The organism is Kitasatospora aureofaciens (genome assembly GCF_001188955.3).
In the GTDB taxonomy this organism is placed as follows: domain Bacteria; phylum Actinomycetota; class Actinomycetes; order Streptomycetales; family Streptomycetaceae; genus Kitasatospora; species Kitasatospora aureofaciens.
Genome location: NZ_JPRF03000023.1, coordinates 77309 through 93839 on the forward strand (window position 1 = coordinate 77309; position 16531 = coordinate 93839).

Below are 16531 nucleotides of genomic sequence, written 5' to 3' on the forward strand. Positions count from 1 at the left end.
GGTGGTCCCTGCTCGTCCGGGCCTCACTCGAACGGCCCCGGCCCGCCACCCGCCGCCGGGACGTACGGCCCGGGAAAGGGGACTGCCGGCCCTGCGTGGAGGTGCCGCTTCTGCCGCAGGCTGGCGGCACCTGCCGAACGGTGCAGGTACTCCGGACGGGCGGGCGCGACGACGAATGGACGGATCATGATCGACTGTGGGCGCGAGACGAAGGCCTACCTGGTCGGCGGCGGAATAGCGGCACTGGCCGCCGCGGCCTTCCTGATCCGCGACGGCGACTTCCCCGGCAGGAAAGTCCAGCAGGCCGACCACTGCGGCTGGACGGAACCCACCGTGATAGAGGTGTCCGGGTCGTAGGGCAGGCCCAGCGTCCGGTGGAGCCTGACCTGCACCGGCATGTCGACCTCACCCGGGTGTAGACCGCGGTGACCCGTAAGCCGTTGCGGTACTCCTCCGCCCGCAGCGACTCGGCCAGCGCCTTCAGCGCGAACTTCGAGGCGGCGTCACCGCCCAGGCCGGGAGGCGCGTGCGGCCCGGCCCCCAAGTCCAGGAACACCACGTGCCCCCGGGCTCCGCGCAGCGCGGGCAGCACCAGACGGGTCAGCCGTCCTGGCGCCACCCCGTTGACCGCCAGTATCTCCTGCCACGCCGCCGCGTCGAATCCGGCCGCCGTCCCCGGTTCCAGGACCCCGGCGACGTGCCGCAAAAAGTCCAGCCGGTCCGGAAGCCCCTGCTTCTCCAGTGCGGTGACCAGGACCGACGGCTCGGCGAGATCCGCCACCACGGTTCGGCTCCTCAAGAACCGTGTACCCAGCGCCTCCGCCCGTTCCTCGTTCCTGGCCAGCAGCCACGGTTCCTCGCCGTGCTCCGCGAGCAGCCCCGCCACGGTGGCTCCGATGCCCGAACCGGCACGGGTGATGAGGTGGGCGCCCATGGTGCGCTCCTGCCCGGGGGAGCCGCGGCGGAACGCCCGTTTCACGCCGAACCGGGCCGAACAGCCAGCAGCGCCGGGAGCGGCCCCACCCGCTCCCGGCGCTTCGTCCTGGTCCGGGTCAAGCTCCCACAACCGACCTGGATTTCACCCGCGCTACTGGTCCGCGGGAGTGATCAGTCCGTAGTGGCCGTCGTACCGGTGGTACAGGATGTTGCCGCGACCGGTCGAGGCGTCCGTGAAGAAGACGAACGGCAGGCCGCCCAGGTCGAGACGCGCGACCGCCTCGGCGACGGTGATCTCGGGGACGCCGGCGGTGCTCACCGAGATACCCGCTTCGGCCTCGGGCGCCGGACCGGCCGAGGAGATCCGGTACTCCCCCGCCGTCCCGTCCCGGTAGACGACGCTGTCGCAGTTCGTCACCGTGTCGGTGTACAGGTGGAAGTCGTAGTCCATCGCCTCCAGTTCGAATACCGCCGCCCACGCACTCTGCCGCGCGAGGCTGTAGGTCTTGTGTCGCTCGATGCGGCGCTCCTCCGTGCCCAGCGCGCGGCGCTGCGGCCGGTGTTCGTGCCCGGCGGCCGCGTGTGCCTCGTTGTGGTGGCGGTCGTGGCGGTGGGTCCGGAGGCGGGCGATCCTGGCGTTCAGGCGGTCCTGGAGCAGGTCGACGGCCTCCTGCATGGTGGTGGCGGCGACGTGGGCGCGCACGGGCCGTCCGTTGAGGTCGACCGTGGCCTGGGCGATCGACGGCTTGGCGACCGCGTGGTCGGCCTCCTGGGTGAGCTTCACCCGGGCCGCGAGGACCGGCTCGTCGAGGCGTTCGAGCGCCGCGAGCAGCTTGGTCCGGGCGTATTCGGGCGCAGCCAGAGAGACTTCGCCACGGGCCGTCACCAGGACCTCGGTGGCGGGTCGGGTCTGCAGACGGGTCATCGCGGTTTCCTTTCCGGGTGGTTTTCAGACTGCCGCGCGCTGATCGGCCGGGCCGAGGTCCGAAGGTCCCGCCGGCAACGCCTTGGGTCCCTCCCCCGCGGCCCCCGGCAGTGCGCGGACCGTGGTGCCTGTGGTGCCGAGGATCGTGCCGAGGGCGTTGTCGAGGGGGCCGATGGCCGCGAGATGGCCGGTCCGCTCCGCGAAGGCGGCGGCGGCCTCGGCCTTGGGCCGCATCGACCCTTCCGGCAGGTCCAGTTCGCGCAGCCGGTCGGGTGTGACGCTGACCAGGGGGCCGGGGCGGGTGGAACCGAAGCGGGTGAATACGTGGGTGACGTCGGTGAGTATCAGCAGCGCGTCGGCGTCGAGCTGTTCGGCGAGAAGCGCCGAGGCCAGGTCCTTGTCGACGACGGCCTCGACTCCGCGCACGCGGCCGGTGTCCGGGTCCCGCGTGACCGGGACACCACCGCCCCCGGCGGCGATCACCACTGCGCCCGTGGCCAGGAGGGCCCGGATGGACGGGAGTTCGACGATCGCGGTGGGGCGGGGCGAGGGGACGACCCGGCGGAGGTGTTCACCGTCGCGCGCCGTGGTCCAGCCGCGCTCGGTCTCCATCGTCCTGGCCTGCTGCTCGGTGAGCTGCCCGCCGATGAACTTCCCGGGCCGCCCGAACGCGGGGTCGTGCGGGTCCACCTCGGTGTGGGTGGTCAGCGCAGTGACGGGGTGCCCGGGCAGTCGGCCCAGGAGCTCGCGGACGAGCAGGGTGCCGATCATGCCCTGGGTCTGGGCGCCGAGGACGTCCAGCGGGTAGGGCGCGGCGAGCGCCGGGTCGGCCTCGCTCTCCTCGGCGAGCAGGCCGATCTGCGGGCCGTTGCCGTGGGTGATCACCAACTCGTGTCCGGCGGTGACGAGTTCGGCCAACGAGCGGGCGGCATCGTGGACGTGGTGCTGCTGGATGTCGGCGTCGGGGTGTTCGCCCCGCTGGAGCAGGGCGTTCCCTCCGAGTGCGGCGACGATGCGCATGATCAGTCTCTTCGGAGGGTGGCGACCAGGATCGCCTTGATGGTGTGCATGCGGTTCTCGGCCTGGTCGAAGACCAGCGAGGCCGGCGACTCGAAGACCTCGTCGGTGACTTCGAGGCCGTCGAGCCCGTGCTCGGCGGCGAGTTCCGCGCCCAGGTCGGTGCGGCGGTCGTGCAGGGCGGGCAGGCAGTGCAGGAAGGCCGTGTCCGGATTCCCGGTGGCCGCCAGCGTCTTGGCATTGACCTGGTACGGCAGCAACCGGGCGATGCGCTCAGGCCACCGGGCGTGGTCCTCGCCCATGGACACCCATACGTCGGTGTAGAGGTAGTCCGCTCCGCGCACCGCCTCCTCGACCTCGTCGGTGAGCGTGAACCGGGCGCCGCTGTCCCGGCCGAGCCGGAGGCACTCCGAGACGAGCTCCGAATCGGGCCACAGGTCGCGCGGGGCCGCGATGCGCACGTCCATACCGAGCAGACTGCCCATGACCATCAGGGAGTTGGCGGTGTTGTTGCGGGCGTCGCCGAGGTAGCAGAAGGAGATCTCCCCCAGCGGCTTTGCGCTGTGCTCACGCATCGTGAACACGTCGCACAGGCTCTGGGTGGGGTGGCACTGGTCGGTGAGGCCGTTGTACACGGGGACACCGGCACGGGCCGCGAGTTCGGTGACGGCGTCCTGGTCGAAGCCGCGGTACTCGATGGCGTCGTACATCCGGCCGAGGACGCGGGCGGTGTCGGCGATGCTCTCCTTGTGGCCGATGTGCGAGCCGTCCGGGCCGAGGTAGGTGGTCATGGCGCCCTGGTCGGCCGCGGCGACCTCGAAGGCGCAGCGGGTCCGGGTGGAGCTCTTCTCGAAGATCAGGGCGATCCGGCGGCCGGTCAGCCGGGGGATCTCAGTGCCCGCCCGCCGGGCCGCCTTCAGCTCGGCGGCGAGGTCGAGAAGGTGGTGGATCTCGGCGGCGGTGAAGTCGAGTTCGCGCAGGTAGTGGCGGCCGGTGAGGTCGGCGGTCATGACGGTTGCTCCTCGGTGGTCAGTTGACGGGGTCGCGCTGGATCGGGCAGCTCATGCAGCGCGGGCCGCCCCGGCCGCGGCCGAGCTCGGAGCCGGCGATGGTGACGATCTCGACGCCCTGCTTGCGCAGGTAGGTGTTGGTGGCGGTGTTGCGCTCGTAGCCGACGACGACGCCGGGGGCGAGGGCGAGGAAGTTGCTGCCGTCGTCCCACTGCTCGCGCTCGGCGGCCCGCTCGTCCTGCTCGGCGGACAGGAAGCGGACCTTGTCCAGGTCTAGGGCCTCCGCAAGAGAGGCGGCGAGGTCGGTGTCGGTCCGCACGTCGAAGCCGGTCAGGAGCTCGGGGGCGGGGGTGAGGGTCCAGGAGCGCAGGCCGTCGGCCAGGCCCGGGTAGACGGTGAAGGTGTCCCGGTCGATCATCGTCAGGACGGTGTCCAGGTGCATGAACGCCCGGCTCTCCGGCAGGCCGACGGCGATCAGCCGGTGCGCGGTGCCGGTCAGGAACAGCTGCTGGGCGAGGGTTTCGACAGCCTGCGCGGTGGTGCGCTCGCCCATCCCGACCATGACGACGCCCGGTGCGACGACGTGGACGTCCCCGCCCTCCAGGCTCAGCCCGGGCGGCGTGGTGGTGCCGTCGAGCAGCGGAGGCGCGGTCTCGGCGAACAGCGGGTGGAAACGGTAGATCGCGGCGGTGTGCAGGGTCTCCCGCCGACGGGCCGGCTTCGCCATCGGGTTCAGGCTGTAACGGCCGCCGATCCAGCAGGAGTTGTCCCGCGGGAAGAGGTGGTTGGGCAGCGGCGGGAGGGCGAAGTCCTGCTCCCCGAGGGTGTTCCAGTGCAGGCTGCGGGGGCTGCGCAGCGGCAGGTCGTCCTTGAGTACGCCGCCGATCAGGTATTCGGCGAGGGTGGTGCCGTCGAGCTGCTCGCACAGCTCCCGGACCGGCTCGACGAGCGCGGGCCCGACGGTGGCCTCGGTGACCACCTGGCCGAGCAGCCAGGCCCGGGCGGGCGGCAGGTCGAGCGTCTCGGCAAGGAGATCGGCGTAGTGGTGGACGCGCACGCCGTGGTCGCGCAGGACCTGGGCGAAGGCGCCGTGCTCCTCGCGGGCGCGCTTGGCCCACAGGATGTCGTCGAAGAGCAGCTCGTCGACGTTGCGCGGGGTCAGCCGGGCGAGCTCCAGGCCCGGGCGGTGCAGGATCACCTGCCGCAGGCGGCCGGCTTCCGAGTCGACACGCAGGGTGGACATCTCGGTGTACTCCCTTGTTCTCAGTGCTGCTGGCGCGGCGTCAGCGCGCGCAGGACGATGGTGGCGAAGCCGACCGGGCGGGCGGTTCGGGCCGCCTTGGCGGGCGGTGCGTCGCGGCGGGCTGGACGGATGTCGGTCGGTCGGGTGTCGGTGCCGGTATCCGTACGGGCGTCGGTCGCGGGTCGGGCGTGCGGTCGCTTCAGCCAGATGTAGACCGGGATGCCGAGCAGGATGGTGAAGAGGCCGTAGTAGACGGTCTGGTAGCCGCTGCCCTGGATCGACCAGTACGAGAAGGCCAGTGCGAGGACGGTGACGGCCGTGTCGCGGGTGAGGCGGCGCCGGTCCAGCTGCTCCCTGCCGTGCAGCGCCAGCCAGTACAGCTGCGCGGCCGCCGAGACCAGGTAGGGGATGACGGCGGTCAGCACGCTCAGCAGCACGATCTCGGTGAAGACCTTGGTGAACCGGGTGTAGCTGATCACGGTGAGCACCGACGCGAGGACGGTCGCCGAGACGATGCCGAAGGCCGGTACCTCGCCTCGGCCGCGGGTGCCGGCGAACGCGGACGGGAACAGTCCGTCGCGGGCGGCGGCCATCGGCATCTCCGCACAGATCAGCGTCCAGCCGTTCAGTGCCCCGAGCCCGGAGACGATCGCGGCGACGGCGACCAGGTTCCCGGCCCAGTGTCCGCCCGCGATGCTGTTCATCGCATCGGTGAACGGCGCCGTGGAGGAAGCGAGTTGCGCGTGCGGCACGGTACCGAACACGGCGAGGGTGCCGAGCAGGTAGATCGCCGCGCAGGCCAGGGTGCCGTAGATGGTCGCTCGCGGCACGTTGCGCTTGGGTTCGCGCACCCGCCCGGCCGCCACCGAGGCGGTCTCCAGGCCGATGTAGCTGAACAGCGCGATCGCCCCGGCCGCCGAGACGGCGCCCATCGCCGAGCCGCCGCTCGCGTTGAAGGCCCCGAGGTTTCCGGACTTCACGAACAGCAGGCCGGCCGTCGCCATGAACGCCAGCGGCAGGAACTTGAGCACCGTGGTGACCACCTGGAAAGCGCCGATGCTGCGCACGCCGGTCAGGTTGACGATCGCGGGCAGCCACAGACCCACCAGGGCTATCGCGATCGAGGCCCAGGTGTGGTGGTCCTTGTTGACGAACACCTCGACGTAGCCGACCCAGGCCACGGCGATGGCCGCGTTCCCGGCCCAGGCCGTGATCCAGTACGACCAGGCGGTCAGGAACCCGGCGAACTCGCCGAATGCCTCTCGGGCGTAGACGTAGGGCCCGCCGCTGCCCGGCACCCGCTCCGACAGCCGCCCGAAGGTCACGGCGAGCGTCAGCGCCCCGACGGTCACCAGGACGAACGCCACCAGCGCGATCGGCCCGTACGGCGCGAGCGCCGACGGCAGCGCGAACACGCCGGTACCGATGATGCTGCCGACCACCAGCGCGGTGGCACCCGGCAACCCGAACGTGCCGCTGCGCCGTCGCGGTCCGTCCTCCGCCGTGCTCACCGGTGGTCTTCCGCGGTCGTGTACGGACATCAGAGGCTCCTTTGCCAGGTGCTGAACCATGCGGATGGGCCTGGCCTTCGCCGCCACCCGCCGAGAAAGATCTTCGGATCGGCGGGCAGCGCATCCCATGGGCCGACAGTCCCGTTCCCCCGCCCCAGCGGTCCCTGCCTCCCCCGCCCGATGGTCCCGAGGAGTCACGTCGCGCACCGGCGCGCGACGCACTGCCCGCCGCGCCCCGCAGGGACCACCGGCCCACCACCGGGTCCCGTCAGTCCCTTGGCTCCCGCTCGGCCCGACGGGAGATTCGTGCACAGCCGGTCGGTACCTGGCCCCGGCCCAAAGCGACAGGTGAGGAGCGGTCGTGACGACACGACAGGGCATGGTGGGTCTCGACGGGTCACCGCAGAGCGAGGCCGCCGCCGCGTGGGCGGCGCAGGAGGCTCAGAGGCTCGGATCGGCACTGTGCCTTCTCCACGTCTGGCCCTGGCTGAGCGACGAGAACGTGGACCGGTCGAACCCCGGTGACCTCAGGCCCGCCCTCACGATTAGGGCCCTCCGGCCCTATCGACTCCGCCCGGCATCCGGCAGACTGCGACGAGAACTGCATGACCTGCCACTGGGGACAGGCATCGAGCACGGAGCGGTGATGGCGGACAACACGGCGGCGGGCGCAGGCGACCCGGTGAAGGTGTTCCTCCTGGACGACCACGAGGTCGTCCGACGAGGCGTGCACGACCTGCTGGACTCGGAGCCCGGTTTCACGGTCGTCGGCGAGGCCTCCACCGTGGCGCAGGCGCTCACCCGCGTTCCGGCGCTCAGGCCGGACGTCGCGGTCCTGGACATGCGGCTGCCCGACGGCGACGGCGTGACGGTCTGCCGTGAACTGCGTTCCCGGATGCCGGAGCTGGCCTGCCTGATCCTCACGTCCTTCGACGACGAGGAGGCGCTGCTCGACTCGATCATGGCCGGCGCCGCCGGCTACGTCCTCAAGCAGATCAGCGGCACCGACCTCGTCTCGGCGGTCCGCACGGTGGCCTCCGGCCAGTCCATGCTCGACCCCGGCGCCGCCACCCGGCTGATGGCCAGACTGCGCGGCGAGGCCGCTCAGCAGCCGTCCGACGGTCCGCACCTCACCGACCGCGAGCGGGAAATCCTCGCCTTGGTGGGCGAGGGCCTGACCAACCGGCAGATCGGCCAGCGTCTCTACCTCGCCGAGAAGACTGTCAAGAACCACATCTCCCGCCTGCTCGCCAAACTCGGCGTGGAACGCCGAGTCCAGGCGGCCATCATCGCCACCCAGGTACTGTCGGGCCGCAACCAGACGGGAGCCCGCACGGCCGTCTGAGCCCGGGGGGATGCCCCTGGGCCGACAGGCCCCCGGCACGGCAGGACCGCCAGAAGTCCTACGAGGGACCATCGGACCCTCGCAGGCCGACCGGCCTCCGCCGAGCATGGACGCCATGACAGCCGAATTCACTCCACTCGACGAGTCGCAGTGCCTGAAACTGCTGGGCGGGACAGCCGTCGGCCGCTTGGTCTACACCGTCGGCGCCCTACCCGCCGTGATGCCGGTCCGATACCGGATCGCGACCGACGGCAGCGTCCTGCTCCAGGCGAACGCCGGCTCCGAGATCGCCCTCGCCGTCACCGACGCGGTCGTCGCCTTCGAGGCGAGCGAGCTGAGCGAGACCGACCGCAGCGGGTGGAGCGTCACCCTGCTCGGCCGGGCCGACGTCACATCCGTCAGCGCGGCGAGCCATCCCGTTCCCGCCGCCGTGCCCGCCCCCGCGAAGTCGGCCGACCAGGTGACCATCCGGATCCGTCCGGAACTGGTGTCCGGGCGTTCCCTGCCCGCTTCACCCGCGTGCGAGGTGTGACCCGCCCGCGGCCCCGTCAGCCCGCCTCACCGCAACGGGGCGGACCAGGTCAGTCGAGTACCGCCCTCCGCAGGGCTGATCAGCTCGAACCCGCCCCCGAGCCCTTCCGCCCGCTCGGCGAGATTGCGCAGGCCGCTGCGCCGCCCCTGCTCGGGAACGCCGACACCGTTGTCCTGCACCGTCAGCATGACCTGCTGCCCGGTGGCGCCCAGCACGACCTCCACCCGGTCCGCCTTCGCGTGCCGGGCCGCGTTGCTCAGCGCCTCCCCCAGGACGGCCACGACGTGTTCCGCGATCTCCGCCGGCACGTCGGTGTCCAGCAGACCCTCCATGCTCAGCCGGGGCGGGAAGCCCAGGACCGCCTGCGCCTGCTCGACGGCCCGCACGGCCCTGGCCCGCAGGCCCTGGCCGGAGCGCTCCTCGCGAGCGCGGAGCCCGAAGATCGTCGACCTGATGATCTTGATCGTCTCGTCCAGGTCGCCGACCGCACGGAGCACCCGGTCCGACGCGCCGGGGTGCTCGATGAAGCGGGCGGCACTCTGCAGCGTCATCCCGGTCGCGAAGAGCCGCTGGATGGCCAGGTCGTGCAGGTCGCGGGCGATCCGGTCGCGGTCTTCCAGCATCGCCAGCTGCTCGGCGTCCCGGCGGCGTTCCGCCAGCTCCAGGGCCAGCGCGGCCTGGTCGGCGAAGCCCAGCAGCGGGCCGATCTCGCGGTCGGTGAACTCGGGCGCGCCGGCCTCCCTGGCGAGCAGCAGCACACCGTCGATCTGCCCCTCGGCCCGGCCCAGAGGGACCGCGACCGCCGCACCGAGCCCCTCGAACCGGCGCGCCCCCGCCGACAGCCGCGGCTCACCGGCCAGATCCGCCGTGGTCACCGGCACGCCCGAAGCACAGGCTTCACCCGACAATGACCCCGCCAACGGCACGACCAGGCCCATCCGGCCGACCGCGTCCCCACCGAGAGCCAGCTCCACCCGCACGGTGTCCGTCCCGGCCAGCGGCACGGAGACGTCGGCGAGGTCGGCGCCGGTGATCTCCCGGGCCCGCTGCGCGATCAGCTCCAGCACCTCCGAGCGCGAGCCCCCGGACAGCAGCGCGCGGGTGATCTCCGCGCTCGCGCTCAGCCAGCGCTGCTGGCGCTGAGCCTCCTCGTACAGCCGGGCGTTGTCGATCGCCACGCCGGCCGCGACCGCCAGGGTGGCGATCACGGACTCGTCGTCGGCGTCGAACTCCTCGCCGCCCCGCTTGTCCGTCAGGTAGAGGTTGCCGAAGACCTCGTCGCGCACCCGTACCGGTACGCCGAGGAAGGTTCGCATCACCGGGTGGTGCATCGGGCAGCCGTACGACGCGGGGTGCTCGGAGAGGTTCTCCAGTCGCAGTGACTCGGGGTTGCGGATCAGCTCTCCGAGGATGCCCCGGCCCGTTGGGTAGGGGCCGATCTTCGCGATCTCCTCCTCCGACAGGCCCACGGTCAGGAAGGCGGAGAGCGTCTCGCCGTCCGGCCCGATCACGCCGAGCGCCGCGTACTTCGCGTCCACCAGCACCGCCGCGGCTTCCACGATCCGCCGCAGCACCTGTGTCAGGTCCAGCTCGCGGCCGACCGACAGCACAGCCTCCAGGAGGCTGTGCACCCGGTCCCGAGTGCCGCGGGCCGCGTCGATCCGCGCCTGGAGCTCCTCCAGCAGTTCGTCCAGCCGCAGCTGCGGCATCCGAGACCGCACCCCGTCCCCACCCACGCGAGCCTCCTTCCGTCCTGGCTACCGGCCGGTCGATTGTCGCAGAAGCCCTCCCCGACAGTCCGGCTCTGCCCCGTCTCCGGTCCCGTAAGGCCCCCGGCCAGGGGAGGAACCGGCGCGGCCGATCGATGGGCCGTACCGACGAGATGCACCCGGCCTGCCGAACACCTCGATACAGGGACCACTGGCCCGCCCACTCGGGCCCGAACGGATCTGCCGCGTACCGCCCGGCACTTGATTGGCTCGGTGCGGCACGAGACCCCCGCCCCGAGGGCGAGCGCATGGCCGGGCAGGCCGCCATGGACGACGAGACTTCCAGGAGGTGGGTCTCGCAGTACAGGCGGTGCACCGATAAGTCGATCACGACCGCCCGACCGCCAACCGCCTCGCCCGCGACATGCCGTTCCTATCGAGAGTGCACCCAGTCCGACGACTGCCCGCACAACGGACGCGCCGCCGGCAAGTCATCCCTGGTCCGGGCAGTGATCCTCAGTAGATCCCCGCTGGCCTCCACGCGCTCGACCTGCACCACGGCCAGCCGCGGCAGCAGGTCCCCCGCCATGACACCACACCCAGACAGCGTCCCACCGCCAACCAAGCCACACCATAGGCGAGTTGAAGAGATCACCGGGATCACCGGTTACGAAAATCTTGTAAGAGCCGAAGACCGTACAGACCCTCAACGGCGCCCACCTCGTCCCACCCGTGCGCGATGGTGCCCGCTTCAAGCGCGGCCGGCTCGTCGAGCGGCCCGACTGCCGCCTGACGGCACGCGCTCCAAGCCGGACGGGTGCCTCGAAGCGGGGGCCGGCCGGAGCAGCGGCGTCAGCTGGTGCCCGCTGTGGCGGCGAAGGGCCCGTCCATGGCGGCCCATTGCAGCAGCAGGATGGTCTTGCCGTCGGTGATGACACCCAGCCCCGCCGCGTGCTGCGCCCGGGAGCGCCAGTGCGCGTCCGCGACGCCTTCGCGGACCGTCGGGCGTTCACGCCGGGCTGTCGCGGCCGTGGCGGGGAAGGCCGATGCCAGCCGCGAGTTCGGTTACGAGTCGCGTCGTGAGCGGCACGCGGATGCCGTGCCGTTCGGCAGCGCGCAGCACGGCTCCACCGATGGCGTCGAGTTCCAGCGCGTGGCCCGCCTCGGCGTCGCGCTGCATGGACGACTTGCTGTCGGCGGGGAACGCGTCATAGCGCTGAAGGACTTCGGAGACCACTGTCTGCCCGCCGCAGGCCCGGCTGACCGCAACGGTCTCCTCGACCAGAGCCGTCAGCTCGTCCCGCCGCTCGGACCGGATGCCGCCGATGGGCAGCCGATGGCGGGTGGTGAGCAGGGCGAAGGGGGCCAGGAAGGCCAGCTTCGCCCAGAGGACTTGGCGCTCGTCCGGAAGGACGCGGGTGGCCACACCGGCGCCGGTGAGCAGTTCGGCGAGCGGGGCGAGCTGCTCTTGGCGGCCGACCAGGTCGATCTCGACGAACGGGCTGCCGTGCCTGATGACGCCCGGCGCGGTGCGGGCGGACTCCACGCGGACCACGGCCGGTACGACTCGCTCGTCCCCGTAGCCTGCTCGCAGGGCGTCGGTGTGCTCGACGCCGTTGAGCAGCGGCAGCAGCACACCGTTGGTGAGCCACTGTGGTGGGATGCGGTCGAGCGCAGCGCCGAGTGCGGTGTTCTTGACTGTCACCAGGCACAGGTCGACGGGCTCGCGCAGCACGGTGTTTACCTCGACCGCCCCGGTGAAGTCGCCGAACTGCCTGCTGCGGACACGGATACCGTCCTGGCGCAGCGGACAGACGGTCTCCTCGCGGGCGAGGCAGATCACACGGTGTCCGGCGCGGGAGAGCAGCGCGGCGAGCAGACCGCCGACTCCTCCGGGACCGAGCACGGCGATGGTCGCGCGGGACGGGATCAGGAGGGATTCGGCAGCGAACTGTCCGGAGTCGGGCATGGGTGGGGTTCCTCTCAGTTTGAGGCGCGGGACTGGTCGGGATCGGAGGAGTACTGGCCGAGCTGCCGTGAGCAGGCGTCCCACGCCGCGGCGGACAACAGGTCACGCGAGCTGAGGAACAAACGTTGCAGTGCCCGGCCGTAGCGTTCGGCCAGGTCGGCATTGTGTGCCAGCGCGTCGAGTTCGTTGGCAGCAGTGATTTCGAGGAAGGCGCGCATGTCCGGGTCCGGTGGCGTGTGGTCCCGGCCGGTGAAACGGTCGCGGAAGACGACCGGCCGGGCGCCGCCGAAACGTGGATACACGACGGCACGGTCACAGCTCGCGTACAGGTGAACCAGCGCCTCCGCCTGCTCGCTGATCAGGTCGAAGAGCACGGCGCGCTCGGTGATATCCAGCTGGGTGGACGAGTCCGGCAACCTTCACCAGGGAACAGGCCGGCAGGCGGGCGGGGTCCAGATGCTCGTCACGGATCCGGCGGATGGCGTCCAGGTCGGCCAGATCGGTCAGGTAGACGGTCAGCTTGACCACGTCCTGCATCCGGGCGCCGGCTGCCCGCAGCGCGGTGGCCAGGTTGGTGAAGACCTGCCGAGTCTGGGCGGCGGCGTCGGACTCGCCCACGATTCGGCCTTCGGCGTCCGGGGGAATCTGGCCGGAGACGCGACCATGGGGCCGGCGAACGCCACCGCGTGGCTGAAGCCGTTGACGGGCGGACTGTCAAGGGGACGGACAAAGTGCTGCAAGGGATCTCCTACATCGTGATCGCGGTCGGAGTGGTCAGTGATGGAAGAGTCAGAGCCCGGTGCGTACGAGGGTGACGCCCAGTTCGCGGCAGGCGGCCCCCGGCCACAGCCGCGTTAGCGGGCAAGATGCGACCAGCGAGGGTGTGTCACGGGCACGGCATGGACGGCTTGCCGTGGGTTGGCGTCACGGCAGTCGTCACTGGAGCGGTGCGCGCGCCAACGCGGGTGCCTTCGTTCCGCGCGCCTCGGCTCGGGTGGCGGCGCGGTGGTCGCGCCAGGCCGGTACGACGGCAGTGAGCATCGCGGTGCCGGTCAGGGTGAAGGCCCAGGGGTAGCCGGTTCCTGCCGCGAGCCAGCCGAAGGCGACGGCGCCGGCGCCCATGCCCGCGTCGTAGGCGAAGTTCCACAGCGCGCTGATGGTGCCGTAGCCAGCGGTGGGCACGCGCGCGTACATCAGCGTCAGGGTGGCGTTCTGGATGATGCCGAAGCCGATCCCGAACACACCGACCGCGACGACGACGGCCAGCGGGCTGCGGGTCAGTGCCATCAGCAGCGTGCCAGCGGCCGACAGCAGCAGGCCAGGCAGCACCAGACCGGCGGAGCCATGCCGGTCCCCGTGCCGGCCGGCGAGCCAGCGGGCCAGCGTGGCCGCCGCGGGCTGGACGAACAGCGCCACGGCGACGAGGCCCGTGGCCGAAGCGGGGACGGCGAGCGGCAGGAATGTGACGACGATCCCGGCGGCGACGGCCGCGACGGCGAAGACCACGGCAGGGCGCCGTAGTCCGGCCGTGCGCAGGCCTTCAGAGATCCCGACCGGGCGTCCCGACGTGCGGATCCGGTCGGGCAGGCCGGGCACCGCGAGGATCGCGGCGAGCGCGACCACCGCCCCGGAAGTGAAGACCACGCCGTAGCCCATGTGCGCGGACAGCCACACACCCAGCGGCAACGCCACCAACGAGGGCACCCCGCTCACGATCCCGACCAGCGCCAGTCCCTCACCGCGCCGTTCGGCCGGGATGAGAGACGCGGTCAGCGCGCCGCCCGCCACCACGGTGAACGCGAAACCGAGTCCGCGCAGCAGGCAGACCGTGACGATCCACCACAGGTTCGGGGTGAACACCAGCGCCAGCGCCGGTGCGCCCAGCAGGCCCAGGCCGACGGCCAGGACGGCCCGGTAGCCGTAGCGGTTGACCAGGGCGGGCGTCGCGAGTTCGCCCACCACCGTCGCCAGCATCAGCGCGCCGGTGGCCAGCCCAGCCGTCCAGCCGCCCCCGCCGCCGGCCGTCGCGTAGCCGGGGACGACCGACAGCAGCAGGTAGAAGCTGGTCGAAGCGCCCAGGATGGACACGAAGCGCAGCAGCAGCGGCCGCGTCACCAGCGGCGGGCGTGGCGCGGGCGATGAAGGAGTCGAGTCGATCGTTTCGGTCACGGCAGGACGCTAAGCGGCCGACCGGATCGCCGGTAAGCTCCAGTTCCATGCCCCTGGAGTGGTCCAGTTCCCCGCCCGAGCTGTTGCTGGCCGTCGACCGGACCAGCGGCCAGCCGCTGCGCGCGCAGCTGGAGCACGGGCTGCGGGACGCGATCCGCGCCGGCCGCCTGCACGTCGGCGAACGGCTGCCGTCTTCCCGGGAACTCGCCCGCACGCTCGGCCTCTCACGCGGGCTGGTGCAGGAGTGCTACGCCCAACTCCTGGCCGAGGGCTACCTGGTGACCCGCCCCGGCTCCGCCACCCGGGTGGCGGCCGGCGCCGCAGCACCGCCCGGCGCAGCACGGCCGCGAAGCACCGCTTCGCACCTAGTGGCCGACTTCCGGTGGGGCGTACCGGACTTGGGCTCCTTCCCGGTCCAGGACTGGCTCTGGGCCATGCGCGAGGCGGCCCATGCCATGCCGACGGCAGAGTTCGACTACGGCGACCCGCGCGGCAGCGCGGGCCTCCGCGAGGTCCTCGCCGGATACCTGCGCCGGGTCCGCGCGGCTGCGGCCGACCCCGAGCACATCGTCGTCTGCAACGGCTACGCCCAGGGGCTTGGCCTCGCCCTGCGCGTCCTCGCGGACGGCGGCGCGCGGACGGTGGCCTTCGAGGACCCCGGCTCACCCGCCACCGTCCGCGACGCCGCCGCGGTGGCAGGGCTTCGGGCGATTCCCGTACCGGTCGACGAACACGGCATCGATGTAAGCGCGCTGGCGGCGACGGACGCGCGCGCCGTCGTGGTCACCCCCGCTCACCAGTGGCCCACCGGCGTCGCCCTCACCCCGGAGCGCCGACTGGCCCTGACCGAGTGGGCCAGGGACCGCGACGCGATCGTCATCGAGGACGACTACGACGCCGAATTCCGCTACGACCGGGAACCGGTCGGCGCGCTCCAGGGCCTGGCGCCAGACCGGGTCATCTCCCTCGGCACCGTCAGCAAGTCCCTCGCCCCGGCCCTGCGGATAGGCTGGATGGTCTGCCCGGCCGATCTGGTCGAACCGCTCACCGAGCGCAAGCACCGCAGCGACCGCGGCACGCCCACGCTCGACCAGCTCGCCCTGGCCAGGCTGATCGAGTCCGGGCGCTTCGACCGCCACCTGCGCCGCATGCGCGCCACCTACGCGGCCCGCCGCGCCGCCCTGCTCGCCGCGCTCGCCGAGCACGCCCCCGAGCTGCCGGTCACCGGTCTCGCGGCCGGCTTCCACGCCGTCGCCCACCTGCCCGCCGGCGCAGACGAGCACCACATCGTCACCGCCGCCCGCGCCAGGTCCGTCGGCCTCTACGGCATCAGCACCTGCCGTGCCTCACGCACCATTACGCCCGCACAACTCGTCCTCGGCTTCGGCAACGTCGGCGAGCGAGCCATCACCGAGGGCATCGCGGCGGTCGGCCACCTGCTCACCGGTCGGCCGTAGCGTGCCGGCCCCGTGGCCCACACCGCCGACTTCGACCGCGTGCTAGCGTTTCGGCCCGGGACGGCACATCGAGGGCACGTTGCTGACTGGACGAGCACCAGGTCCGGCACTTCACCTTCGCAGGTCAGAGTACTTTTCGAACCGTCGCGGGGGCGCTGAGGTCCCAGTTGGTGAGGACGAACCAGGAGCCGTCCGAGGGCCACCAGTGCGCGGGGAACTGTCTGCCCTCCGGCCAGGCGTCGTAGTGGGCCACGGCCTCGTCCAGTCGGCCGCGATGGGCCGTCACCGGCCGCAGGAGGTCCTCGATCGCGGCCGAGGCGAAGCGGCAGTCCGTCGCCTGCCCGTCGGCACTGTGCCGGGCCAGCACCTCCACCAGCCGTACGAGGCAGTCACGGTCCGGCTCCCCGATCCGCGGGAGCTCGACCTCGCCGACGAGGGCAACCGGATCCCGGAACACCAGATACGACAGGGTGAACGGCCAATCGGCGAGGCGCCGCCCGGATCCGGCCAGCGCCTCGGCCCAGCGCACCGGCCGCCCGTCCACTCGCAGGGTGTGCAGCACCCAGCAGCGGTCGGCGAAGCCCTGCCCGGGCCCGGCCGGCCCGTCCGGCTCGTAACCGAGGACGGCCTCGCCCGACTCCAGCAGCGGGCGCAGCCCGTCCAACTGGTCCTCGTCCGGTATCCGTTCCACGGGCCGCACCTTTCCTC

At 72.0% G+C, this 16531-nt stretch carries 15 protein-coding genes and 2 pseudogenes; 5 read left to right on the forward strand and 12 right to left on the reverse strand.

Features of this window, described 5'->3' with window-relative positions; translation table 11 throughout:
• Nucleotides 1-186: 186 nt before the first annotated feature.
• Nucleotides 187-357 (forward strand): oleate hydratase, encoded by a 171-nt coding sequence (locus HS99_RS46735; protein WP_223885871.1) that lies wholly within the window; start codon nucleotides 187-189, stop codon nucleotides 355-357.
• 112 nt (nucleotides 358-469) lie between these two features.
• Here HS99_RS46735 and HS99_RS46740 read toward each other — a convergent pair.
• The 6 genes and pseudogenes from HS99_RS46740 to HS99_RS16410 all read right to left on the reverse strand — a co-directional run.
• Nucleotides 470-934: pseudogene (locus HS99_RS46740) on the reverse strand (SDR family NAD(P)-dependent oxidoreductase); the annotation flags it as partial.
• A gap of 153 nt (nucleotides 935-1087) precedes the next feature.
• Nucleotides 1088-1861 (reverse strand): ribosome hibernation promotion factor, encoded by a 774-nt coding sequence (locus HS99_RS16390; RefSeq protein ID WP_030552998.1) that lies wholly within the window; start codon nucleotides 1859-1861, stop codon nucleotides 1088-1090.
• 24 nt (nucleotides 1862-1885) lie between these two features.
• Complete coding sequence (locus tag HS99_RS16395) at nucleotides 1886-2881, reverse strand: carbamate kinase (RefSeq protein ID WP_063737863.1); 996 nt, start codon at nucleotides 2879-2881, stop codon at nucleotides 1886-1888.
• Nucleotides 2882-2883: 2 nt separating this feature from the next.
• Nucleotides 2884-3888 (reverse strand): ornithine carbamoyltransferase, encoded by a 1005-nt coding sequence (gene argF, locus HS99_RS16400; RefSeq protein ID WP_030284633.1) that lies wholly within the window; start codon nucleotides 3886-3888, stop codon nucleotides 2884-2886.
• Nucleotides 3889-3907: 19 nt separating this feature from the next.
• Nucleotides 3908-5131 (reverse strand): arginine deiminase, encoded by a 1224-nt coding sequence (locus tag HS99_RS16405; protein WP_030553001.1) that lies wholly within the window; start codon nucleotides 5129-5131, stop codon nucleotides 3908-3910.
• 20 nt (nucleotides 5132-5151) lie between these two features.
• The gene (locus HS99_RS16410) at nucleotides 5152-6672 is read right to left on the reverse strand and encodes an amino acid permease (RefSeq protein WP_094742929.1); all 1521 of its coding nucleotides are present in this window, start codon (nucleotides 6670-6672) and stop codon (nucleotides 5152-5154) included.
• 349 nt (nucleotides 6673-7021) lie between these two features.
• Here HS99_RS16410 and HS99_RS48420 point away from each other — a divergent pair.
• The 3 genes and pseudogenes from HS99_RS48420 to HS99_RS16420 form a co-directional block, all read left to right on the forward strand.
• Nucleotides 7022-7156 (forward strand): annotated as a pseudogene (locus tag HS99_RS48420) (universal stress protein); the annotation flags it as partial.
• A 132-nt stretch (nucleotides 7157-7288) separates the two neighbouring features.
• Nucleotides 7289-7987, forward strand: coding sequence for a response regulator (locus HS99_RS16415; RefSeq protein WP_030284627.1), 699 nt, complete (start codon nucleotides 7289-7291; stop codon nucleotides 7985-7987).
• A 115-nt stretch (nucleotides 7988-8102) separates the two neighbouring features.
• Nucleotides 8103-8519, forward strand: a complete 417-nt coding sequence (locus HS99_RS16420) for a pyridoxamine 5'-phosphate oxidase family protein (protein WP_030553003.1) — start codon at nucleotides 8103-8105, stop codon at nucleotides 8517-8519.
• A gap of 26 nt (nucleotides 8520-8545) precedes the next feature.
• Here HS99_RS16420 and HS99_RS16425 read toward each other — a convergent pair whose 3' ends face one another.
• The 5 genes from HS99_RS16425 to HS99_RS16440 all read right to left on the reverse strand — a co-directional run bounded on the left by HS99_RS16425 (nucleotide 8546) and on the right by HS99_RS16440 (nucleotide 14366).
• Entirely contained in the window at nucleotides 8546-10228 is a 1683-nt protein-coding gene (locus tag HS99_RS16425) for a GAF domain-containing sensor histidine kinase (RefSeq protein WP_030553005.1), read from the reverse strand.
• A gap of 1009 nt (nucleotides 10229-11237) precedes the next feature.
• Nucleotides 11238-12197, reverse strand: a complete 960-nt coding sequence (locus HS99_RS16430) for a ketopantoate reductase family protein (protein WP_046386613.1) — start codon at nucleotides 12195-12197, stop codon at nucleotides 11238-11240.
• 14 nt (nucleotides 12198-12211) lie between these two features.
• Nucleotides 12212-12571, reverse strand: a complete 360-nt coding sequence (locus HS99_RS16435; RefSeq protein ID WP_191093530.1) for a hypothetical protein — start codon at nucleotides 12569-12571, stop codon at nucleotides 12212-12214.
• A complete protein-coding gene (locus tag HS99_RS41290) occupies nucleotides 12510-12815 on the reverse strand; it encodes a RidA family protein (protein WP_370863259.1) in 306 nt (101 codons plus the stop codon). Before HS99_RS41290 ends, HS99_RS16435 begins: the two co-directional genes overlap by 62 nt.
• Before the next feature lie 318 nt (nucleotides 12816-13133).
• Complete coding sequence (locus tag HS99_RS16440; protein WP_072653958.1) at nucleotides 13134-14366, reverse strand: MFS transporter; 1233 nt, start codon at nucleotides 14364-14366, stop codon at nucleotides 13134-13136.
• Nucleotides 14367-14413: 47 nt separating this feature from the next.
• On the opposite strand from HS99_RS16440, the gene pdxR reads away from it, so the two are divergent.
• A complete protein-coding gene (pdxR, locus tag HS99_RS16445) occupies nucleotides 14414-15823 on the forward strand; it encodes a MocR-like pyridoxine biosynthesis transcription factor PdxR (protein ID WP_030553008.1) in 1410 nt (469 codons plus the stop codon).
• A gap of 124 nt (nucleotides 15824-15947) precedes the next feature.
• Here pdxR and HS99_RS16450 read toward each other — a convergent pair whose 3' ends face one another.
• A complete protein-coding gene (locus HS99_RS16450; RefSeq protein WP_030553009.1) occupies nucleotides 15948-16514 on the reverse strand; it encodes a hypothetical protein in 567 nt (188 codons plus the stop codon).
• Nucleotides 16515-16531 lie beyond the last annotated feature (17 nt).

Excerpts from the sequence above, each read along its gene's own strand:
- HS99_RS46735 (WP_223885871.1), top strand. The coding sequence starts at position 187 with ATGATCGACTGTGGGCGCGAGACGAAGGCCTACCTGGTCGGCGGCGGA.
- HS99_RS16390 (WP_030552998.1), bottom strand. The coding sequence starts at position 1,861 with ATGACCCGTCTGCAGACCCGACCCGCCACCGAGGTCCTGGTGACGGCC.
- HS99_RS16395 (WP_063737863.1), bottom strand. The coding sequence starts at position 2,881 with ATGCGCATCGTCGCCGCACTCGGAGGGAACGCCCTGCTCCAGCGGGGC.
- argF (WP_030284633.1), bottom strand. The coding sequence starts at position 3,888 with ATGACCGCCGACCTCACCGGCCGCCACTACCTGCGCGAACTCGACTTC.
- HS99_RS16405 (WP_030553001.1), bottom strand. The coding sequence starts at position 5,131 with ATGTCCACCCTGCGTGTCGACTCGGAAGCCGGCCGCCTGCGGCAGGTG.
- HS99_RS16410 (WP_094742929.1), bottom strand. The coding sequence starts at position 6,672 with ATGTCCGTACACGACCGCGGAAGACCACCGGTGAGCACGGCGGAGGAC.
- HS99_RS16415 (WP_030284627.1), top strand. The coding sequence starts at position 7,289 with ATGGCGGACAACACGGCGGCGGGCGCAGGCGACCCGGTGAAGGTGTTC.
- HS99_RS16420 (WP_030553003.1), top strand. The coding sequence starts at position 8,103 with ATGACAGCCGAATTCACTCCACTCGACGAGTCGCAGTGCCTGAAACTG.
- HS99_RS16425 (WP_030553005.1), bottom strand. The coding sequence starts at position 10,228 with ATGCCGCAGCTGCGGCTGGACGAACTGCTGGAGGAGCTCCAGGCGCGG.
- HS99_RS16430 (WP_046386613.1), bottom strand. The coding sequence starts at position 12,197 with ATGCCCGACTCCGGACAGTTCGCTGCCGAATCCCTCCTGATCCCGTCC.
- pdxR (WP_030553008.1), top strand. The coding sequence starts at position 14,414 with ATGCCCCTGGAGTGGTCCAGTTCCCCGCCCGAGCTGTTGCTGGCCGTC.